Annotated in this window: 13 protein-coding genes; 7 read left to right on the forward strand and 6 right to left on the reverse strand. The window is 53.4% G+C overall.

Features of this window, described 5'->3' with window-relative positions; all coding sequences use genetic code 11:
* Nucleotides 1–111 precede the first annotated feature (111 nt).
* The 6 genes from treZ to ABLV12_RS25120 all read left to right on the forward strand — a co-directional run bounded on the left by treZ (nt 112) and on the right by ABLV12_RS25120 (nt 9,371).
* Nucleotides 112–1,899, forward strand: coding sequence for a malto-oligosyltrehalose trehalohydrolase (gene treZ / locus ABLV12_RS25095; RefSeq protein ID WP_160886473.1), 1,788 nt, complete (start codon nt 112–114; stop codon nt 1,897–1,899).
* Nucleotides 1,896–4,436, forward strand: a complete 2,541-nt coding sequence (gene treY, locus ABLV12_RS25100) for a malto-oligosyltrehalose synthase (RefSeq protein ID WP_348867439.1) — start codon at nt 1,896–1,898, stop codon at nt 4,434–4,436. Before treZ ends, treY begins: the two co-directional genes overlap by 4 nt.
* 2 nt (nt 4,437–4,438) lie before the next feature.
* Nucleotides 4,439–6,514, forward strand: a complete 2,076-nt coding sequence (gene glgX / locus ABLV12_RS25105; protein ID WP_348867440.1) for a glycogen debranching protein GlgX — start codon at nt 4,439–4,441, stop codon at nt 6,512–6,514.
* 59 nt (nt 6,515–6,573) lie between these two features.
* Complete coding sequence (locus tag ABLV12_RS25110; RefSeq protein ID WP_004102070.1) at nt 6,574–7,008, forward strand: DUF4440 domain-containing protein; 435 nt, start codon at nt 6,574–6,576, stop codon at nt 7,006–7,008.
* Between the two features lie 766 nt (nt 7,009–7,774).
* Complete coding sequence (locus tag ABLV12_RS25115; RefSeq protein WP_004102072.1) at nt 7,775–8,047, forward strand: DUF1471 domain-containing protein; 273 nt, start codon at nt 7,775–7,777, stop codon at nt 8,045–8,047.
* An 883-nt stretch (nt 8,048–8,930) separates the two neighbouring features.
* Nucleotides 8,931–9,371 carry a helix-turn-helix transcriptional regulator gene (locus ABLV12_RS25120; protein ID WP_004102076.1) on the forward strand — a complete coding sequence of 147 codons (441 nt, stop codon included), beginning with the start codon at nt 8,931–8,933 and terminating at the stop codon, nt 9,369–9,371.
* 84 nt (nt 9,372–9,455) lie between these two features.
* On the opposite strand, the gene ABLV12_RS25125 is transcribed toward ABLV12_RS25120, so the two are convergent.
* The 5 genes from ABLV12_RS25125 to pgtC all read right to left on the reverse strand — a co-directional run bounded on the left by ABLV12_RS25125 (nt 9,456) and on the right by pgtC (nt 17,040).
* Nucleotides 9,456–10,823, reverse strand: a complete 1,368-nt coding sequence (locus ABLV12_RS25125; RefSeq protein WP_004102078.1) for an L-serine ammonia-lyase — start codon at nt 10,821–10,823, stop codon at nt 9,456–9,458.
* Between the two features lie 63 nt (nt 10,824–10,886).
* Nucleotides 10,887–12,170: an HAAAP family serine/threonine permease gene (locus tag ABLV12_RS25130; RefSeq protein ID WP_004102080.1), complete on the reverse strand. Its 1,284-nt coding sequence runs from the start codon at nt 12,168–12,170 to the stop codon at nt 10,887–10,889.
* Nucleotides 12,171–12,573: 403 nt separating this feature from the next.
* The gene (gene pgtA, locus ABLV12_RS25135) at nt 12,574–13,824 is read right to left on the reverse strand and encodes a two-component system response regulator PgtA (protein WP_023320954.1); all 1,251 of its coding nucleotides are present in this window, start codon (nt 13,822–13,824) and stop codon (nt 12,574–12,576) included.
* Complete coding sequence (gene pgtB, locus ABLV12_RS25140; RefSeq protein ID WP_004102084.1) at nt 13,814–15,823, reverse strand: two-component system sensor histidine kinase PgtB; 2,010 nt, start codon at nt 15,821–15,823, stop codon at nt 13,814–13,816. Before pgtB ends, pgtA begins: the two co-directional genes overlap by 11 nt.
* Entirely contained in the window at nt 15,820–17,040 is a 1,221-nt protein-coding gene (pgtC, locus tag ABLV12_RS25145) for a phosphoglycerate transport regulator PgtC (protein WP_016808960.1), read from the reverse strand. The genes pgtB and pgtC overlap by 4 nt, the downstream gene beginning before the upstream one ends.
* A gap of 406 nt (nt 17,041–17,446) precedes the next feature.
* Here pgtC and pgtP point away from each other — a divergent pair, with 406 nt between their 5' ends.
* A complete protein-coding gene (gene pgtP, locus ABLV12_RS25150) occupies nt 17,447–18,838 on the forward strand; it encodes a phosphoglycerate transporter PgtP (protein ID WP_004102086.1) in 1,392 nt (463 codons plus the stop codon).
* Nucleotides 18,839–18,907: 69 nt separating this feature from the next.
* On the opposite strand, the gene ABLV12_RS25155 is transcribed toward pgtP, so the two are convergent.
* Nucleotides 18,908–20,218 (reverse strand): salicylate synthase, encoded by a 1,311-nt coding sequence (locus ABLV12_RS25155; protein ID WP_160886479.1) that lies wholly within the window; start codon nt 20,216–20,218, stop codon nt 18,908–18,910.

Here is a 20,218-nt window from a genome sequence, read left to right on the forward strand (position 1 = left end):
TAGACAACGTCGTTAAAAATAACAGTCAGGTCATCAACAGCGCATTCGTCCAAACCTGGGCTAATCTTATATTTCATGCTGCATTTCCTGCAGGTCGTTTGAGGACATTGAATGGAATCCATATCGTTTAAAAAGCATTGGGGGGCGGAATTCATTTCCGCGGATATTGTCCGCTTTCGCGTCTGGGCCGAAGGTCAAAAGTCGATGACGCTTAGCCTGAAAGACCGGGATATTGCGATGGAAGCCGTGGGAAATGGCTGGTTCCAGATCGATGTCCCTGGCGTTAAGCACGGGGATGAATATCAGCTTCGTTTAGCCGACGGCCGCCTCATTCCCGACCCGGCCACCCGCGCGCAGCGCGATGATGTCAATGGCCCCTCAGTAGTGATCGATCCCCGACGCTATCAACCGGTTAACCGTGACTGGAAAGGGCGTCCCTGGGAAGAAACCGTGATATATGAACTTCATCCGGGCACCTTTACGCCAGAAGGCACCTTTGTCGCCGCTATCGAAAAGCTTCCCTGGCTGGCAGAGTTGGGGATCACCCAGATAGAGGTTATGCCGGTGTCTCAGTTTGGTGGTTCGCGCGGCTGGGGCTACGACGGGGTACTACTTTATGCCCCGCACTCAGCTTATGGTACCCCGGCGGATTTTCACGCCTTCATCGATGCCGCTCACGGGTTAGGGCTTTCGGTGGTTCTCGATATCGTGCTGAACCATTTTGGTCCGGAAGGCAACTATCTCTCTTTGCTGTCGCCGGGCTTTTTTCATCAGGACCGAATGACCCCCTGGGGTAATGCCATTGCCTATGAAAACGAGGCCGTGCGTCAGTATATTACCGATGCGCCGCTGTTCTGGCTTACCGAGTATCAACTTGATGGGCTGCGCTTTGATGCTATTGACCAGATTGAAGATCGCTCCGCCCGGCACGTGCTGATAGAAATAGCCGAGAATATCCGCGCGGCTATACCCGACCGCCATATTCACCTGACGACGGAAGATAGCCGTAACGTGATTTTCCTTCACCCGCGCGATGAAAACGGGCACACACCGCTGTTTACCGCTGAATGGAATGATGACTTCCATAATGCCGCGCACGTTTTCGCGACCGGTGAAACCCATGCGTATTATCAGGATTTTGCGCATCAGCCGGCAAAGAATGTCGCTCGGGCGCTGGCGGAAGGATTTGTCTATCAGGGGGAGGTCTCTCCACAAACCGGGCAACCTCGCGGCGTCTCCTGCGCCGTTCAGCCACCGCAGTTCTTTGTCGACTTTATTCAGAATCACGATCAGACCGGGAACCGAGCCCATGGCGAAAGGCTTATTTCCCTGGCCGGCGCTGAGAAAACGCGCGTGCTGCTTGCCGCATTGCTTCTCTCTCCCCACATTCCCTTACTGTTTATGGGCGAAGAGTATGGTGAAACCCATCCTTTTCTATTTTTTACCGATTTTCAGGGTGCTCTCGCCAAAGCGGTAAGAGAAGGGCGGGCAAAAGAGTTTGCCGGACACGCAGGGCATGATGCCTCCGTTCCGGATCCGAACGATGCTCAAACCTTTATCCGCTCTAAGCTCGACTGGCAGAAGGCGGCAAGCGAGGAGGGGAAATCCTGGCTGCGCTTTACCCGCAACCTTATCTTACTGCGCCATCGCTATATCGTCCCGCTGCTCGCGGCAGGGGGCACCGTGGAAGGCAGGATCCTGCACGCGGCGGCGCATGCGCTGGCGGTGAGCTGGCGCTTCCCCGACGGGACGCTCTCCGTGGCGCTGAATATCGGCGCGGACCCCGTGACGATGCCGGAGATACCGGGAGAGGTCATTTTTAGCTGGCCGGAGCGGCAGGAAGCGTTAACGCCAAACAGCATTGTTGTCCGTTTTGCACATGGAGAAGCTTCATCATGATCCCTTCCGCAACCTACCGTATTCAATTCCGTAATGGTATGACCTTCGATCGCGCGGCGGCGCTGGCCCCGTATCTGAAAGCGCTGGGTATTAGCCATCTTTACGCGTCGCCGATATTTACGGCGACCACCGGCTCCACCCATGGCTATGATATTACCGATCCAAACGAAATCGACCCGGCTATTGGCGGGCGCGAAGGGTTTGACCGGCTGGTAAAGGCGCTGCGGAGCGCACAAATTGGCCTGATTCTGGATATTGTCCCCAACCATATGGCGACCTCTCTGGAGAATCGCTGGTGGCGGGACGTCATTGAACAGGGTAAGCACAGCGCCTGGGCCAATTATTTCGATATTGACTGGACGCGTCCCGTTACGCTGCCGTTTCTGGGGGATACCTTTGAGGCAGAGCTGGAGAGCGGGGCGCTTGAGCTTAAGCGCGATCCTGAAACGGGGAAACCGGCGTTCGTCTATTACGACCAGGCCTGGCCGCTGAATCCTGAAAGTCTGGCAACATGTGAGCAACTACTAACTTCGCCGGATCGCGACGCGATTGTGGCGCTGCACGAGGCGCAAAGCTGGCGGCTGATGTCGTGGCGGGAAGCGCCCAGACAGCTCTCCTGGCGGCGCTTTTTCGAAATTACGGGCCTGATTGGCGTCAGGGTCGAAGAACAGGCGGTATTCGACGATACCCACCGTCTTATTCTTGAACTGGTACATGCCGGTATCGTCGATGGTCTGCGCATCGATCATATCGATGGGCTTGCCGACCCATTAGGGTATTTGCAGCGTCTGCGCCAGGCCGCCGGGCCAGAATGCTACATTACGGTGGAAAAAATTCTTGCGAAAGGCGAGCAGCTTCCCGCTGATTGGCCCGTCTCCGGCACCACCGGATATGAGTTTATCGCTTCGCTGGCTGAAGTGCTGGTGGATGACAATAATCTCGACCAGCTGCAGCAGGTGCATGACGAAGCGCTCGGCGGCGCGGTAGATCGTCACCAGGCGCTGCGTGAGGCGAAAGGGCTGATGGCGGATCGCAACTTTGAGGGCGAATTTACCACTTTGTTGAGGCTGGCCATCGAACTGGCGCAGCGTAATAGCATGGAGGTTGAAAGCGAAGCGCTGCGCCACGCATTACGTGAACTGTTGCTGGCCTTTCCGGTATATCGCACCTACGGTACCGCTGAGGGAATGAGCGCCGAGGATATTACGCTATTAAACCGGGTCGTCGATCGGGTTAACGCTCGGGAAAACCGCCCCGAACCCAGGGCCCTTGAGGTCATTATCGCTATCCTGACCGGCAATTTACAAACAAGTAGCCTCGATGCCGCCTCGCTTTTCAGGACCCGTTTTCAACAGCTGACTGGGCCGTTAATGGCTAAATCGGTCGAGGATACGCTGTTCTTCCGCCATAACCTCGATCTGGCGCTGAATGAAGTCGGCGCGGATCCCACGCCGCGCGCTTTCTCGCTTTCTCGTTTCCATCAGGAGATGCGTATTCGCCTTGCTCGCCAGCCCGACGCGCTGCTGGGAACGTCGACGCACGACACTAAACGCGGGGAGGATGCGCGCGCCCGTCTGTATACCTTAACGGAAGCTCCGCAGCTGTGGGCGACCAATCTTGCGCGCTGGCGTCAGATGAATCAAACCCTGGTGCGTTTTTTGAACGACGGTACGGCGCCGAACGCGGCAGATACGTGGATGATCTATCAGGCGCTCGCCGGCGTGTGGCCTGCAACGTTGCTGCCTGACGATAGCGCAGGGCTGAAAGCCCTCGAAGAACGTTTTCTCGCTTTTATGGAAAAAGCGCTGCGCGAGGCTAAGCAAAGAACCGACTGGATCGACAGCAATGAAAGCTATGAAAGCGTCGTACTGAACTACGTTCAACAGCTGTTTTCTGCTGATAACGCGCTGTTTCTCAATGATTTTCACACCTCCCTGCAGCCTTTTGTCCGTGCCGGTCTGGTGAACAGCCTTAGCCAGACGGTCATCAAACTGACTGCGCCCGGGGTACCGGATATTTATCAGGGGAGCGAGGCGCTGAACTTTAGCCTCGTCGATCCGGATAACCGCCGTGAACCTGACTTCGCCGCCCTGGCACAACATCTTGATAGCGGAAGCGCGGAACTGTTTCATCATGAAAGCGCATGGCGAGACGGACGGTTGAAGCAATACGTCACCGCTTCGTTTCTCAGATTAAGGCAGCAGCATTCCGCGCTCTTTCATTATGGTGACTGGGTACCATTAAAAGTCGCGGGTGAAAGAGCAGATAATTTTATCGCCTACGCGCGTATCAAAGACGAGGAAGCCCTCATCGTGGTGGTTCCTCGGCTGGTGTTTGACGTGGCGGCGCACGGGTTGGTCGAGTCATCGGCGCAACTGTGGGGCGAGACGGCAGTATCGCTCCCGGAAGATCTGGCCGGAAGGCGTTATTGCGATGCATTAACCGGTGAAAGCCGTCTGGTAGAAGAGACGCTCGATCTGGCGTCAGCAACCGGGTGGTTATTGACACTTATTAGTGAAAAGGAACGTGGGGAATAACAATGTCAAAGGAAAATGCTTTTATCATACGGCCAGGCCACGGCCAGCAGTTGGGGGCTAATTTCGACGGGAAGGGGGTGAACTTCGCACTGTTTTCAGCGCATGCTGAACGCGTTGAGCTGTGCTTATTCGATCCTTCCGGTAAAACCGAAATAGCCCGGCTTGAACTGCCTGAATATACAGATGAGATCTGGCACGGCTATGTACCCGATCTGCAGCCCGGCGCATTGTACGGTTATCGGGTTTACGGACCTTACGATCCGGAAAACGGTCATCGCTTTAATCCCAATAAATTGCTTATCGATCCCTACGCGCGGGAGCTGGAAGGCGATGTTGAGTGGAACGATGCGCATTTCGGCTACGAGTTGGGCCATGAGGAGAGCGACCTGAGCTTTGATAGTCGCGATAGCGCGCCCTATACGCCAAAATGTAAGGTTATCGACCCGGATGCCTTCGACTGGCAGGGGGAAAACCGTCCCAATGTACCCTGGCCGAAGACGGTTATCTACGAAACCCATGTCAAAGGTTTTACCCGGCTTAATCCGGCGCTTCCTCAGGAGCTGCGCGGCACATTTGAGGGGCTTGGGCATCAGGCTTCCGTCGATTATATTAAAAGTCTGGGCATTACTTCCGTCGAACTGCTCCCCGTACACTGGTTTCCCGATGACCAGCATCTGCTCGAACGGGGACTGAAAAACTTCTGGGGTTACAATACGCTAGGCTTCTTTGCTCCCGCTTCCCGCTATTATGGCCCTGAAGGTATAGCGGGCTTTCGCAACATGGTGCGCGCTTTTCATGATGCCGGTATCGAAGTGATCCTTGACGTGGTGTATAACCACACCGCGGAAGGCAATGAGCTGGGCCCGACGCTCTCATTTAAAGGTATCGATAACTTCTCTTATTACCGGACGATGCCGGATCAGCATCGTTATTACATTAATGATACCGGGACCGGAAATACGGTGAATACATCGCATCCCCGGGTGCTGCAGATGGTTATGGATTCGCTACGGTACTGGGCGCAATCGATGCACGTTGACGGCTTTCGTTTCGACCTCGGGACTATTCTTGGACGCGAGCCAGAAGGCTTCGATCCGCGAGGCGGTTTTTTCGATGCGGTAACCCAGGATCCGGTTTTATCGAAGCTTAAACTGATTGGTGAGCCGTGGGATATTGGCCCCGGCGGCTATCAGGTCGGCGGTTTCCCGCCTGGCTGGGGCGAGTGGAACGACAAATATCGTGATACGGTGCGGGAATACTGGAAGGGAGATAACGTCTCCAACGACTTTGCCGCCCGCTTACTGGGCTCGGGCGATCTGTACGATTTACGCGGTCGTCGTCCGTGGTCCAGCGTCAATTTTATTACCGCCCATGACGGCTTTACGTTGAACGATCTGGTTTCATATAACGAGAAGCATAATGAAGCCAACGGTGAGGACAATAACGACGGGCACAACGATAATCGTTCCTGCAACTATGGCGAAGAAGGCCCAACGGAAAATCAGGATATTATTGCCGTCCGTGAACGCCAGAAGCGTAATTTTCTGGCAACGTTATTTTTCTCCCACGGTACGCCGATGCTGCTGGCCGGCGATGAGTTTGGTCGTTCGCAGCAGGGCAATAATAACGGCTACTGCCAGGACAGCGAGATTTCATGGTTCAACTGGGAAGCGCAGTCTGAGCGGGATCGTGCATTACGAGACTTCACCCAGCATCTGATTGCACTGCGCGCGGAGCAACCGCTTTCACGTCGTGAAAGCTGGCGCGACGGGCTGGATATACGCTGGTTTAACGCCGGCGGCGGTTTGCAGCAATCAGAGCAATGGGATGAGGGTTCGACCTTAGGCCTTGCCATCAGTCGACCCGATCTTGAGAAGGAGGAGGGCATCTGGCATGACGTGCTGATGCTGTTCAATCCCTTTGAAGGCGATGTTCCGTTCCAGATCCCGCAGTTTGGCGAAGGCGGCTGGGTTCTCGAATTGTCGACCGCAGAGGAAAAAACAGACGGCACGATTATTACCGAGACGATTGATTTTGTTCTGGCCGGGCGCAGTATTGCGCTATTCAGAAGGCCTTAGCCTACAAGACAACCCGGCGCAGATGGCCGGGTTTTTGTCATGTTGAAAAAGAGGTAATAATGTTCGATCCCGTAAACCTGCAATTGTTTGAGTTAATTTTCCACCTGGAAGTTAGCCTGCATCAGGCATCAACACGCCGCAGCGCGCAGCTTTTGCAGCAGTTGTTGCATGACGAATTTCTGGAGATAGGCCGTAGCGGAGAACGTTACGATAAAACGCAGACCGTAGCAGCATTAATTAACGAGGACGTGGAGGCCATCAACGCTTACAGCTTTCAGTTGGCTTTACTAACCAAAGATTGCGCGTTGCTTACGTACCGCAGCGAGGTTATCGATTCAGACGGACGCACTGCTAAAAAAACGCTTCGTTCGTCAATCTGGCAGAGGAGCCATATTTGTGCAAATCATCAGGAATGCTGGCAGCTCAGATTTCACCAGGGGACGCCAGTGAAAGAAGTTCAGGAAGAAGAGCAGGCGAGCAAGACGGCGAATTAAGAACCAGGTGTGCAGGCGTTAAGCTTCGAAAAGTCCATTTAACATAATATACATTATGCGCACTAATGATGTAACGGCTCAATGCTAATGCCTATTTGTGGTCCATCATCCATCAGGAATGTCCAGGCCATATATAGGTTCTCAGACCTGTATGGCTGGTCAACATCTCACTTCACTTTTCCTGATGAGGAGTTTTCTGTGGCTATACATGACGCCGGGATGTTCACAGTGAAAGAAATCAACCGCCTAAAAATCCTTCATGATGTCATCGACCGCGGCCCCGGACTTCTGAACTTAGCTTTGACAAATATGGTGTCAGCCAGATTATGCGGTTGTGACCAGAACTCAGGTTAACCCGCCAGGGATTCTGCTAATGCTCCCGGCGTTTCCATTCCCGCTGCCGGGATCTTGCGACATGTTATCGCTAACTGCCTCCCGGATGGTATATGCAGCGGTGTTGTTCTTTTACCGGCTCAAGAACCAGAACCACTCAGGATATTCTCAGCCAACGTCTGACAACAAAGACGAAAACGTATCGTCTGCATATTGCCGTGCTCTCATGCCAACATCCTTTGTTGAATTTCTTAGACATGGTCACCTGGCTTCACCGCAAGTCTTGCTATCTTGATTCCTGCCATCAGGATAACGCTGGATTAATCCTGGGATTGCCACGGTGTTCACCGTCATTTTTTGGCGATACTGAAAATGGCTACTATACTTAAAATGAAAAAGCTTTCGATGAGCTTTATTTAAAGGAGATTAGATAATGAAAAAGGTATTAGCTGCATTAGCGTTATCCGTGTTTGCATTTGGCGCCTCAGCCTCTCAGTTGATTACGAAACAAGAAGTTGACCATTTTAAACTGACCCATGTAGGCAGTATCTCTGTAGGACCTTCCGGCGGTCAATTCTCTTCTCCCTCTGACTTGCACGATCAGCTTTCAAAATTAGCTGATGAAAAAGGTGGCAAGTTCTATGTGATTACCGCGGCTCGTGAGCATGGTCCAAACTTTGAAGCAACTGCTGAAGTTTATAAATAACGATCCTGATAAATTTCATCAGAGCTTAATATAGCATCTGTTATATTTAACAGCCTGTTTCTCCTCGCACAGGCTGTTTGCTTATTTTTCTATCAGCTACGGTAAATCCCATTTTCATCAGTTTATCGGGTAACCACCCTGCTCCCGGGTTTCCGCCATTACAGAGGCAGACATCAGGTTGTGTGGCCGGGTTGTCAGTCGGCTTAGATCGCTCTTTTAACGAAAAACATCGTTTTTTGTATCAGATACGGTGTAAAGCATATAACAGATGAAAACAGCACAGAAAAAAACAACGTTGCTCCCTGGAGAGGAATACTGCGCGGAATTAGCCAGGTGTAGACTGCAACAAATAAAGAATGCCAGATATGACAGTAAAGCAGAACATCAAAAGCGATGACTGAAATCACATAAATAGCCAGGGAATGTTTTCCCGGGTACTCGAGCCAGGTGAGATCTATTACGGCCATTCTTTTCACTAATAGATAAAGCCAAATTGCAATGCCGACACAAAATAAGGAATTCGATACAATCGACAAGAACATTTGAATCTAACAAAGCAAAAAAAATGACATTTTTGATAATAATCAGCGCCAGAATGCCCTGAAGGAGTCGCGGCACTTCCCTGCTCCACGTTCTTCGTGTTCATAAAGTCGGTGTAAATCATATCACCTCCGGCGATCTCTGCTCCCATTTCTATTCGGATAATGAAAAAAGATAGCCACGGCACTTCTTAAGTAACTGAAAACCTCATAACTGCTAACGACCTGATGACATACGAGAAAAACAATGTCGCCACTCTCGCAAAAGAGACATTATCCACTTTATTTACAAAGTAACATGTTAAATAATCAGTTAAGAATTAATACGCAGTAGAGGAATTAAGATGCGTTTCAGTACCATGCCCGACAGTGAAATTATTTCTGAACTGTGCCGAAGAATTAAAGAAACGCGTATACAGCTGGGATTGTCACAGATTGAGCTGGCCGAACGCGCCCAGGTAGGTGCGGCAACCATTAAGCGCGTTGAATTGGGTGAGTCGGTGACCCTCAGTACGCTTATTGGCATTTTGCGCGGTCTGGATCGTCTGCATCAGCTGGAGTCGATTTTATTCGATTCGCACATGCGCACCTTTAAGGCGCAGCTCAATGCCGAGACCCCTTCCCGTATCCGTATCCGTAAAAAAACGCCTCAGGCAAAAGAGAAATTGCCCACTGCTACGCCGCCTGGCGAGGCTAATGCCACCATTAACGAGTGGTACACCTCATCGGCTTCGAACAGCGTGGTATGGTCTTTCACACCGCCGGACGCGGAGAAAAAAAGCTAAGGGACTTCAGAAGACGGCCGGCAAGTTTCGCGGCCAGAGAAAGAGTAAACCGCCTGCAGCGCGCACAGGCGGTTTTATACAAAATCAGGATTCACATACCGCGACTTTTATTGCCAGACCGCCCCGGGCGGTTTCACGGTATTTGGCATTCATGTCTTTGCCTGTCTCAAACATCGTTTCGATGACTTTATCCAGTGAGACTTTTGGATCGCTGGTCCGGTACATCGCCATGCTGGCCGAGTTAATCGCCTTCACTGCCGCAATCGCGTTACGCTCGATACAGGGGACCTGGACCTGCCCGGCCACCGGATCGCAGGTCAGGCCGAGGTTATGCTCCATGCCGATCTCCGCGGCAATGCACACCTTCTCCGGGCTGCCGCCCAGCAGTTCGGCCAGACCGGCAGAGGCCATTGAGCAGGCCACGCCCACTTCTCCCTGGCAACCAACTTCTGCTCCGGAAATCGAGGCATTCATCTTGTACAGAATGCCAATGGCGCCCGCCGTCAGGTAATAGCGCATATAGATTTCCGGCGTCACCTCTTTGATAAAACGATCGTAATAGGCCAGTACCGCCGGAACAATGCCGCAGGCGCCGTTAGTCGGCGCGGTAACCACTCGCCCGCCCGCCGCGTTCTCCTCTCCCACCGCCATCGCGAACATATTGACCCAATCCATGGCGCTCAGTGGCGTAATCGACTGGCTCTGGGGCGCCAGCACGCGGTGCAGCGCAGAAGCACGGCGCGGTACTTTCAGCGGCCCCGGCAAGATGCCTTCCGTATTCATACCCCGGTTAATGGCGTTTCTCATGGTCTCCCAGATTTTCGCCATATTTTGCTCCACGCTCTCTCTGCCGTGGCGAGCGATCTCATTTTTCATCATCACGGCAGAAATCGACAGGCAGTTGTCATGACAGTGCGCCAGCAGATTACGTGCGGAATAGAACGGGAACGGAATATCGACTTCGGCATCCTGATTCTTACCAAAGTTTTCCTCCGTCACGATAAAACCGCCGCCGATGGAATAATAGGTCTGGAAATGGGCAATTTTGCCGTCGCAAAACGCCGTAATGCTCATGCCGTTTTCATGCAGCGGCAGAAATTCATTATGAAAACGCATGCATTCCGCCACCGGGAACTGAATTTCTCGCTGGCCTTCTTCTATAAACAGACGATGCATGGTGTTCACATCACGAATAATACCGGGGATGGCGTCGATATCCACGGTATCCGGTAAATATCCCGATAGTCCGAGAATGATGGCGATATCGGTGTGGTGACCTTTACCCGTTAATGAAAGTGAACCATACACATCCACTACCAGACGATTCACTTTTTGCAGCAGGCCCTTTTCCTGCAGGGTATCAACAAAATGTTTTCCCGCTTTCATCGGCCCGACGGTATGTGAGCTGGACGGCCCGATGCTGATTTTGAAAATATCGAAAACGCTAATCATGTGGCACCCATGCGGTTACATAGCAAAACGGATGCGCCGCCTGTGGCAGGCGGCGCTGAATACTTAGCTAAACAGAGAGAAGAAAATGGCGGAGATGGCAATTAACCCCATGACAACCACAAACGCATTGCTGATATGACCGCTGTACTTGCGCATGGCCGGGACTTTGTTAATGGCATACATTGGCATCAGGAACAAAATCATCGCGATAACCGGACCGCCCAGGGTCTCAATCATGCCCAGGATGCTTGGGTTCAGGGTAGCGACAAGCCAGGTCGTCACCAGCATAAACAGCGCGGTAATCTTGTTCAGCTTGTTGATTTCGATGGATTTACCTTTTCCGCGCAGAGATTTAATCACCATGCCGTTGAAACCTTCACGCGCCCCGAGGTAGTGGCCAAGGAAGGATTTGGTAATCGCGATCATGGCGATAATCGGCGCCATCCAGGCAATCACCGGCGCGTTGAAGTGGTTCGCCAGGTAGGAAAGAATGGAGATATTCTGAGCCTTCGCTTCCGCCAGGTTTTCCGGTGAGAGGCTTAGTACGCAGCTGAACACGAAGAACATCACGGTCAGCACCATCATGATGTGGGCGAAGCCCAGGATACGCGAGCACTTGCGCTCAGCGTCCTGACCATATTCTTCCCGCTTTGCCACCGCAAAGGAGGAGATAATTGGCGAATGGTTAAAGGAGAACACCATGACCGGGATTGCCAGCCACAGGGTCATCCACAGACCGTTCCCCGTTGCGGAGGCGCTGCTCAGCGACAGCGTATCCAGTACCGCGCCGTTCCATTGCGGTATCAAATACAGCGCCAGCACCATCAGCGCAAAGACGAATGGAAACACCAGCACGCTCATGGCTTTAACAATCATTTTTTCGCCAAAGCGGACGATTCCCATCATGCCGACAATGAGAATCAGCGACAAAATGGCGCGCGGCGGAGACACCAGACCAAGCTGGTGAGTAATAAAGCTATCGACCGTGTTAGTAATAGCCACGCTGTAGACCAGCAGAATCGGATAAATAGCGAAGAAGTACAGCAGCGTGATGAGCTTACCGGCGCCCGTACCGAAATGCTCTTCCACAACTTCGGTAATATCTTCTCCCGGGTTTTTGCCCGACAGAACAAAACGAGTTAAACCACGGTGGGCAAAAAACGTCATCGGAAATGCAAGAATAGCCATGATGATTAACGGAATTAAACCGCCGACCCCGGCGTTAATTGGCAAAAAAAGCACCCCTGCGCCAATCGCAGTACCGTACAGACCCAGCATCCAGACGGTATCACTCTTTCTCCAGCCGCTGCTCTCGCGAGCGACGAGGGTATTTTGAACGGTTTCCATAATATGGCCTCAGTAATATAAAGTAGCGTCAGGTTTATTTGACGCTGATTCAGGTAATAAAAACGTGGTGTTTATTTGGCTATTTTATGAAATGCAACTATGCTAATTCACTAACCGCGATCACATAACCTGATTTATTGCAGTGACTTTTAACGTATCAAAATTAACCCCGAGAATTCGTTATTTTTTTAAGGTATCATTTTTAATACGTTATTATTTTCGTATGCTCTTAACTGCCGTTTCTTTATATACCCAGAACCTTGAGGTAACAAACAATATTTGTCATACGATTAATAAAAAAATCAAAGAAATTATTTCCCGACATGAAAATTCACCGCGGGTACCGGTCCTGCTTTTGCGCAGAGGAAATGACCGCATCGTCACCTCCTCCCCTTAAACTGCCTTACACCCCTTTGTAATGCTCTTTACTCAGGCCATACTTCTTCATTCTGAGATAGAGTTTTTTACGCGGTATAAGCAGATACTCCGCCACCTCATTGATACGTCCCTGGTGGATATTCAGCGCTTCAGTGATAATCTGCCGCTCGACGTCCTCAACCCGCCGATCCAGCGGCGTCGGTTCGCCGACAAGCATCTGCGGATTCACCGTTTCCGCGAGCGGTAATACCCCCACCGCAAACAGCTCGGCGGCGTTCGCCAGTTCGCGAACGTTATTTGGCCACACTCGCCGCATCATCCCCTTCAACAGACCGGCATCCACCTCCGGGACGGGATGATTCAGCCGTTGACAGGTTTTTTGCAAATAGTGATGAAACAGCGGCTCGATATCATCAGGTCGCTTTGACAGAGGCTGGCAGCCAATTTGCGTCATCGCGAAGCAGTAATAGAGTTCCGCCACTATCTGGCTGCTGGCGGCCAGTTCCACCAGCGAAGCATTACCGATACCAATCAGGCGAAAAGGCCGTTTCTCATGACTCTGCAGCTGTACCAGATGATGCTGTTGCCCGTGAGTCAGATGCTCCAGGTGACTTAAGACCAGCGTCCCGCCCTGGGCTTGCGCGATCAGTTCATTCAGCGTGTGGGCGTTAGCCGTATTTAGTTCGCAGGAGATAAACGGACCGTCGGCGTGACGCCCTAACTGGTGCAGGTAACGCGCGCCGGTCATGCGGCCGGTTCCCGGCTCGCCGTAAAGCCATACCGCAATATCCGTCTCTGCCAGCTGCTGAAGGCGCTGGCGATACCGATCCGTCCATTGGCTACGGCCAATAAGCTCAACCTGTAATTTTTGCTGACAATACTGGCGACGGGCGATCACCGATTGCCTCTGACGCAGCGCGGCATCCACCAGCGTGAGCAGCTTGCCCGGATCGATCGGCTTTTGCAGGAAATCCCAGGCCCCTTTTTTCACCGCCTCCACCGCCATCGGCACATCGCCGTGACCGGTGATAAGCAGAATCGGCAGCAGATCGTCATCCTGATGAAACAACGTCATTAAATCGATTCCGGAGCAGCCGGGCATGCAGACATCGCTTAAAACAATGCCGGGCCAGTCCTTCGGCACCTGCTCCCGCGCATCAAAAGGATTATTACAGGCACTGACGTGATACCCCGCTTGCTCAAGCAGCTGCGTATAGGCATCCAACACATCGGCATCATCATCAATCAGCAGAATCGAACAGTTATTACTCAACATCTTTTACATCCGTCAAATTGAATTCCAGCACCACGCAGGCACTGCGCGTAAACGTCGACGCCAGGCGCAACGCCCCTTCCATTTGCGTCATCAGCGAAACACATATCGAAAGCCCTATTCCCAGTCCCACGGCTTTACTGGTAGTGAACGGCTTTAACAGCGAAGGGAGTAAGGCCGCAGGCCAGCCGGGGCCGTTATCGGCAATCAACACGCACAGCCTTTCGCCCTGGATTTGCCAGCTCACGGTGATTTGCGCTGCGTGCGGGCAAGCATCAAGGGCATTTGACAGCACGTTCACCAGCACCTGATGAACACGCACTTCGTCTCCCAGGATCCAGACGGTGTCATCCGGTATCAGCAGCGTCCCCTGCTGAGGTTTATGTCGCATCGCCAGCAATTCCCACGCCACGGTAAATGTCTGGCGCAAATCGACCGGGTGCAGCGCTGTTTCCAGTTCTGCGCGGCGGGTAAACTGGCGCAGGGAGCGGATAATCGCGTCAATGCGGTTGATCAGCCCTTCCGCTTTGCTCAACGTCGTCCGCGCCTGCTCCGTCTGTCCCTGCTCGATTGCCCTTCCTGCGGTAAAAAGATACATCGACAGCGCATTCAACGGCTGATTGATCTCATGCGCCAGGGTGGTCATCGTCTGCCCCACCACCGCCAGTTTAGCGGTCTGGATCAGCTCGTCCTGAGTGGCACGCAGATCGGCCTCAATCGCTTTCCGCTCGCCTATCTCCTGTTCAAGCTGCTGTTTTTGCGCATTAAGCTGACCCAAGGTATGGCGAAGTAAACCGGCAATACGTCCCAGCTCGTCGCGCCCGTAAACCGGAATGGTCGCCTCGGTCTGGCCCAGACCAATCTGCACCACCGCCTGATTCAGCGCGGTAAAGCGCTTCACCAGCCGCGAGCGAATAAAATAATGATTCAGCCCCCACGCCAGCAGCAGCGCCAGCAGCGTCGCCACCAGGATTAACCCGCCGCTGACCCGGACAATCTGCCCCATACGCTGATTAAACATCTGCATCTGCTGGTGACTGCTGCCAAGCTGGGCTTCCAGCAGCGTTCTGAAGCGTCCCAGTGTTGCTTCTCTGGCCCGGCTGGCTTCCACGAGCGCTTTTTGCGCGGTAACGTAGTCGCGCATAGTGTCCGGCATCTTATTTTTCACCATGCCAATTTCCAGCAGCTCATCGATCGTTTGTCGCAGGGTAATGGTGCTCGGCCAGTCATCCAGCGCACGAATATTTTCATCCGACGTTTTCTTCAGGTTTTCAAGATAGCGGATATGCGTCTCCACCAGCATGCCGTCATCATTACCGGATTTCAGTTCATTGAGCCTGTCGCGCAGGTCGTCAACGATCTGATTTTCAATACGAGCCAGGGTATAGACCTGCTGTTGTTCATTCTGCACTTCCCGGGAGCGTTTCAGGTACTGCGCCGCATCCCCCTGTCGGGCTTCAATCTGATCGAGCAGCGTTCCCTGTTGCCAGGTAAAATCCTGCACCAGCGAATTCAGCTCGGTGGTGAAATCATCGTGCAGCCAGTCGATCCGCGCCGAAAGCTCTCCCACCTTTTCGCGAACCAGAAACATGTTGTAGAGCACGCGATCCAGTTCCGCCAGCAGCGCGCGGCTGTCCTGCAATATCACCGCCAGCTGCTGGCGTTCTGCCGGCGACAACCCCTGGCTCAACCGCTCTATTTTATCCAGATGCTGGATAATCTGGTTGCGCAGCTGCAGCCGTACCGTGGTATTCGGCGCCAGCAGAAATTCATTGAGCTGATCGACCACCAGGTTGAGATTCCCTTCAATCAGAAAAGCCGAATGGATGCGCGGAAAATACTCATCCAGCGAATAGCGGATCTGCGAACTTTGCTCATGCCATGAATAGAGGCTGACGCTGCTGACAATCAGCGTCAGCAGCGCCCCCATCAGAAAAGCCCCGCGTAGGCTGCTACTGATACTGATTTGCCGCAGACGTTGCAGCATGGACCTGCCCATCATTTCAGTTCTTCCAGTTTATTAATCGCCTGCCGCTGATTGTTGAGAAACCAGAGCTGCCACTCCATCATCTGCTGTTCCGCGAAGCTCTTATTGTCGAACTGAGCCAGCCAGGCTTCATCCTCGCTGCTCGCCGGATCGACCGGCACACGGGTCAGCAACGCGCGAATCTCGGGCAGCGGACGCTTGAGACGGGCCTCCGCGCTATGCAGCGCTCGCCAGGCATCTTTTAGCTGGGCAAGACGAAAGCTGATCGCCGTATCGAACATCCGTTGAACCAGACGCTGGCGTTTGAGGATCAGCCGATAGTTCAATGGCGGTTGATTCATCAGCACCGCCTGCTGCGCCGCCCGCGGATTGCCTGCCGCCAGCGGCGTTACCGGGTATTTCCCGGTATTAGCATCGGCGAGGATCGCCTGGCCCTCCGGGCTTAACAGATAGCGAATAAACCGCCGCGCCTCGCTGGCGTGCTGACTGTTTTTAAGCACCGCGACATAGGTCGGCGAAACCGCCGACTGCGGGAAATAGGTAAAAGCCAGGTGCGGATCGTTCAGCAGCAGATTGGCGTAGTTATCAATCACCGGACCGGCCACGCCCAGGCCGCTTTTAATCTTATCCGCCACCCCAAAGCTGCGGGATGAAATGGTCACGAGGTTTCCGGCACTCGTCAACAGCGTTTCCCATCCCTTAATCCAGCCCTTTTGTTGCAGCAGCGACTCCACCATCAGATGGTTGGTATCCGAACGCGACGGACTGCTCATCAGCAGCGCCCCCTGATAGCGGGGATCGGTCAGGTCATCCCAGTCCGCTGGCGCAGGCAGATGCCGTGTCATCAGCGCCGAGCGATTAATCAGCAAACCGAACCCGGAAATCGCCACGGCCACGGAGGTGGAGCGGATAGATTCCGGCACCAGATGTTGGCTGACTGCCGGCGCACCGCTGAACGGCGCCAGTTTTTGATGCTCCTGAAGATGCTGCAGCAGCATCGGCGACGAGGTCAGGATCAGATCGACATTTTCGGCATTTGCCGTATCAAGCAGCTGTTCCAGCGAGGCGCTGGTGCGGTTGAGCGTCCTGATCATCACTGACCCCGGCTCCGTCTGCCAGCGATCGATAATCCACACGGTGGCGCTGGGAGAAAATGTCGTCGCCATCACCAGCTCATTGCTTTGCGCCGCACAGGGTCTCAGCCAGGCGGTCAGCAGCATCAGCGCGAGCATTTTGCTCACTATCCCGCCCCGACGAAGAGACATGTTTGTGATCCCGTTCATAAATATTGAAATACCGTAAAAATAGCGTTGAGACAAAACTTACCCGTTTATGAAATCTGGCGAATTAATCACCGCGACCGGCAAAATAGTCAAACGGGCGTCCGGGAATATCAGGAAAGATTACCAGATAATGATTGGGGAATTTGCTGGTATCCGCACAAGCCTGACATAAAATCAGCGCAAAATTATTTCCGCAGGCTCTCGCTCATTCAATATGAGTCAAAAGTAACCTATCAATTCATTATTTTGAGTCAGTTTTGACTCATTTCGACGATTTGTATTTTATAGCCGCTTATTTCACCCTTCAGGTCGAATACTCCTGATGTTCACATCAATATAAAATACAGGTGACGACATGTTATCATTATTAAAAAAAGGGCCGTCGGCGAATAAAGTTCCTGCTGAGAAAATTCAGGCAACTTATGGTCGATACCGCATGCAGGCGCTGCTAAGCGTATTTCTGGGATATCTGGCGTACTATATTGTGCGCAATAACTTCACATTATCCACGCCCTATCTGAAAGAGCAGTTAGACCTTAGCGCCACGCAGATCGGCTTGCTTAGCAGCTGTATGCTGATAGCGTACGGTATCAGTAAAGGCGTGATGAGCAGCCTTGCGGATAAAGCCAGCCCGAAAGTGTTTATGGCCTGCGGTCTCGTACTGTGCGCAATCGTCAACGTCGGGTTAGGATTCAGTACCGCATTCTGGATCTTCGCTGCGCTGGTTGTCCTGAACGGCCTGTTTCAGGGGATGGGGGTCGGCCCCTCTTTTATTACCATCGCTAACTGGTTCCCGCGTCGGGAGCGTGGCCGCGTAGGGGCTTTCTGGAATATTTCCCATAACGTCGGCGGCGGGATTGTCGCCCCGATCGTCGGCGCCGCATTTGCGATTCTCGGTACCGAGCACTGGCAGAGCGCCAGCTACATTGTGCCGGCCTGCGTGGCGGTGGTATTCGCCATCAGCGTACTGGTGCTGGGTAAAGGTTCGCCGCGCGAGGAAGGCCTGCCTTCGCTGGAAGAGATGATGCCGGAAGAAAAAGTGGTGCTGAAGACCAAACATAATCAGCAAGCGCCGGAGAACATGAGCGCGTTCCAGATCTTCTGCACCTACGTCCTGCGCAACAAAAACGCCTGGTATGTCTCCTTCGTCGATGTCTTTGTCTACATGGTGCGTTTCGGCATGATCAGCTGGCTGCCTATCTATCTGCTGACGGTGAAACATTTTTCTAAAGAGCAGATGAGCGTCGCCTTCCTGTTTTTTGAGTGGGCAGCGATTCCTTCTACCCTACTGGCCGGGTGGCTTTCCGACAAGCTGTTCAAAGGGCGCCGGATGCCGTTAGCCATGATCTGCATGGCGCTAATCTTCATCTGTCTGATCGGCTACTGGAAAAGCGAATCTCTGCTGATGGTCACGGTATTCGCGGCGATTGTGGGCTGCCTGATTTACGTCCCGCAGTTTCTGGCCTCGGTCCAGACCATGGAGATCGTCCCCAGCTTTGCCGTTGGTTCAGCCGTGGGTCTGCGCGGATTTATGAGCTATATCTTTGGCGCCTCGTTAGGCACCAGCCTGTTTGGCGTGATGGTCGATAAAATGGGCTGGCACGGCGGGTTCTATCTGCTGATGGGCGGGATCGTCTGCTGCATCCTGTTCTGCTACCTCTCTCATCGCGGCGCGCTGGAGCTTGAGCAACAGCGTAAAATCACCGAGCAGGAAGAGGCCCGGCTGGCGCTGGCTGACGCACAGTAAGCGCCTGATAACGTAGAAAGAAAGTGCCAGCCTGCTGGCACTTTTGGCCTTACGCAGAGTTGGCCGTCGTTACGCAGACACCCTTAAATAGGGCGCAATGCTCGCTAATTTTTCCCGGGTTTCCGTCAGTTCGCGTTCCGGCGTCGATTGCGCAATGATCCCCGCCCCCGCCTGTATCCAGCAGCGCTGGCTGTCCTGAAATACGGATCGCAGGACTAACGCCGCATCAAAGCGCGTGTCCTCCAGCAGCAGCACCGCCCCGGAATAGAGCTCCCGCGGCGTCTTCTCAATTTGCATAATCGCGCTCAGGGCCGCATTCTTGGGGATACCCGAGGCGGTAATCGACGGAAACAGCACGGTAAATGCATCCCAGGCATCCTTACTTTCCGCAAGCTGGCCGCTGACGCAAGATCCCAGATGCTGAACGCTACCGCGCTGGCGAACCGACATCAAATCTTCAACCACCACGCTGCCCGGCTGGCAGACCACCGCCAGTTCAGCGATCGCCTCCTTCACCGACAGGATGTGCTCCAGCACCTCTTTACCGTCATGCAGCAGCTCGGTCTCTTTCTCCTTATTCTGCTGCGGATCCCCCATGCGATCGCGGGTACCCGCAAGGGGTTCAGTGACGACTTTGCTTCCGCTGACCGCCATCACCAGCTCCGGGCTAAACCCCAGCGCTTCTCGCCCCTGCTGGCGAAACATAAACGAACGGGTGGGCGTATTGGCCTGCCGCCCGCATAATAGCGTGGAGGGCATATCAATACGCGATGGCAAGGCAATAGCCCGCGAGACAATCGCTTTGACATATTCACCGCGGCGGATCGCCGAAACCACGCGCGCCACCTGCTCCTGATAGGCTTCACCGTTGTCAGCGGTATCCACAGTCACGGTGTTACACGGCGTCGCCGTACCGGCTGCTTTTACCCACTCGCACAGACGTCGGCATTCGCTGGCGGTGTCGGCAGAAACGGTGACATTTCCCTGTTCAAAAATCAGTTCCTCACGGGGAACGGTTAACGTCAGCAATGGCCACTCGCCAGCGTGATAGGCTATCCCACGGGTATGCGCCGCAAAGTTAAACCCGACCTGGCCATATACCCGACGCCCTTTCACCTGAGGATGGGCCATAAAACGACGCGCGCAGTCGGTAATGGAATCCACCGCCCATTGCTGCTCTCCGTCCGCATTGATGAAGGTCGCCCGCGTGCCGTCAGCATTAATGATCAACCGTGCCAGGCATCCTTTGCCGATATACCAACACGGTTGCCGCTCATAGACATAGCACTCTTCATCGGCGAACTGGCGTAAGACGCCACAAATCGTCGGCAGCCGCCGTTCCTCTGGGAGCGCCAGATGTAAAAATTCACTGATTTTCAT

This window comes from Klebsiella sp. CN_Kp100, from assembly GCF_040065315.1.
GTDB classification, from domain to species: Bacteria; Pseudomonadota; Gammaproteobacteria; order Enterobacterales; family Enterobacteriaceae; genus Klebsiella; species Klebsiella oxytoca.

What these genes read in the sequence shown, in the direction of transcription:
- treZ (WP_160886473.1), top strand. Translation starts at nt 112, where the DNA reads ATGGAATCCATATCGTTTAAAAAGCATTGGGGGGCGGAATTCATTTCC.
- treY (WP_348867439.1), top strand. Translation starts at nt 1,896, where the DNA reads ATGATCCCTTCCGCAACCTACCGTATTCAATTCCGTAATGGTATGACC.
- glgX (WP_348867440.1), top strand. Translation starts at nt 4,439, where the DNA reads ATGTCAAAGGAAAATGCTTTTATCATACGGCCAGGCCACGGCCAGCAG.
- ABLV12_RS25110 (WP_004102070.1), top strand. Translation starts at nt 6,574, where the DNA reads ATGTTCGATCCCGTAAACCTGCAATTGTTTGAGTTAATTTTCCACCTG.
- ABLV12_RS25115 (WP_004102072.1), top strand. Translation starts at nt 7,775, where the DNA reads ATGAAAAAGGTATTAGCTGCATTAGCGTTATCCGTGTTTGCATTTGGC.
- ABLV12_RS25120 (WP_004102076.1), top strand. Translation starts at nt 8,931, where the DNA reads ATGCGTTTCAGTACCATGCCCGACAGTGAAATTATTTCTGAACTGTGC.
- ABLV12_RS25125 (WP_004102078.1), bottom strand. Translation starts at nt 10,823, where the DNA reads ATGATTAGCGTTTTCGATATTTTCAAAATCAGCATCGGGCCGTCCAGC.
- ABLV12_RS25130 (WP_004102080.1), bottom strand. Translation starts at nt 12,170, where the DNA reads ATGGAAACCGTTCAAAATACCCTCGTCGCTCGCGAGAGCAGCGGCTGG.
- pgtA (WP_023320954.1), bottom strand. Translation starts at nt 13,824, where the DNA reads ATGTTGAGTAATAACTGTTCGATTCTGCTGATTGATGATGATGCCGAT.
- pgtB (WP_004102084.1), bottom strand. Translation starts at nt 15,823, where the DNA reads ATGATGGGCAGGTCCATGCTGCAACGTCTGCGGCAAATCAGTATCAGT.
- pgtC (WP_016808960.1), bottom strand. Translation starts at nt 17,040, where the DNA reads ATGCTCGCGCTGATGCTGCTGACCGCCTGGCTGAGACCCTGTGCGGCG.
- pgtP (WP_004102086.1), top strand. Translation starts at nt 17,447, where the DNA reads ATGTTATCATTATTAAAAAAAGGGCCGTCGGCGAATAAAGTTCCTGCT.
- ABLV12_RS25155 (WP_160886479.1), bottom strand. Translation starts at nt 20,218, where the DNA reads ATGAAAATCAGTGAATTTTTACATCTGGCGCTCCCAGAGGAACGGCGG.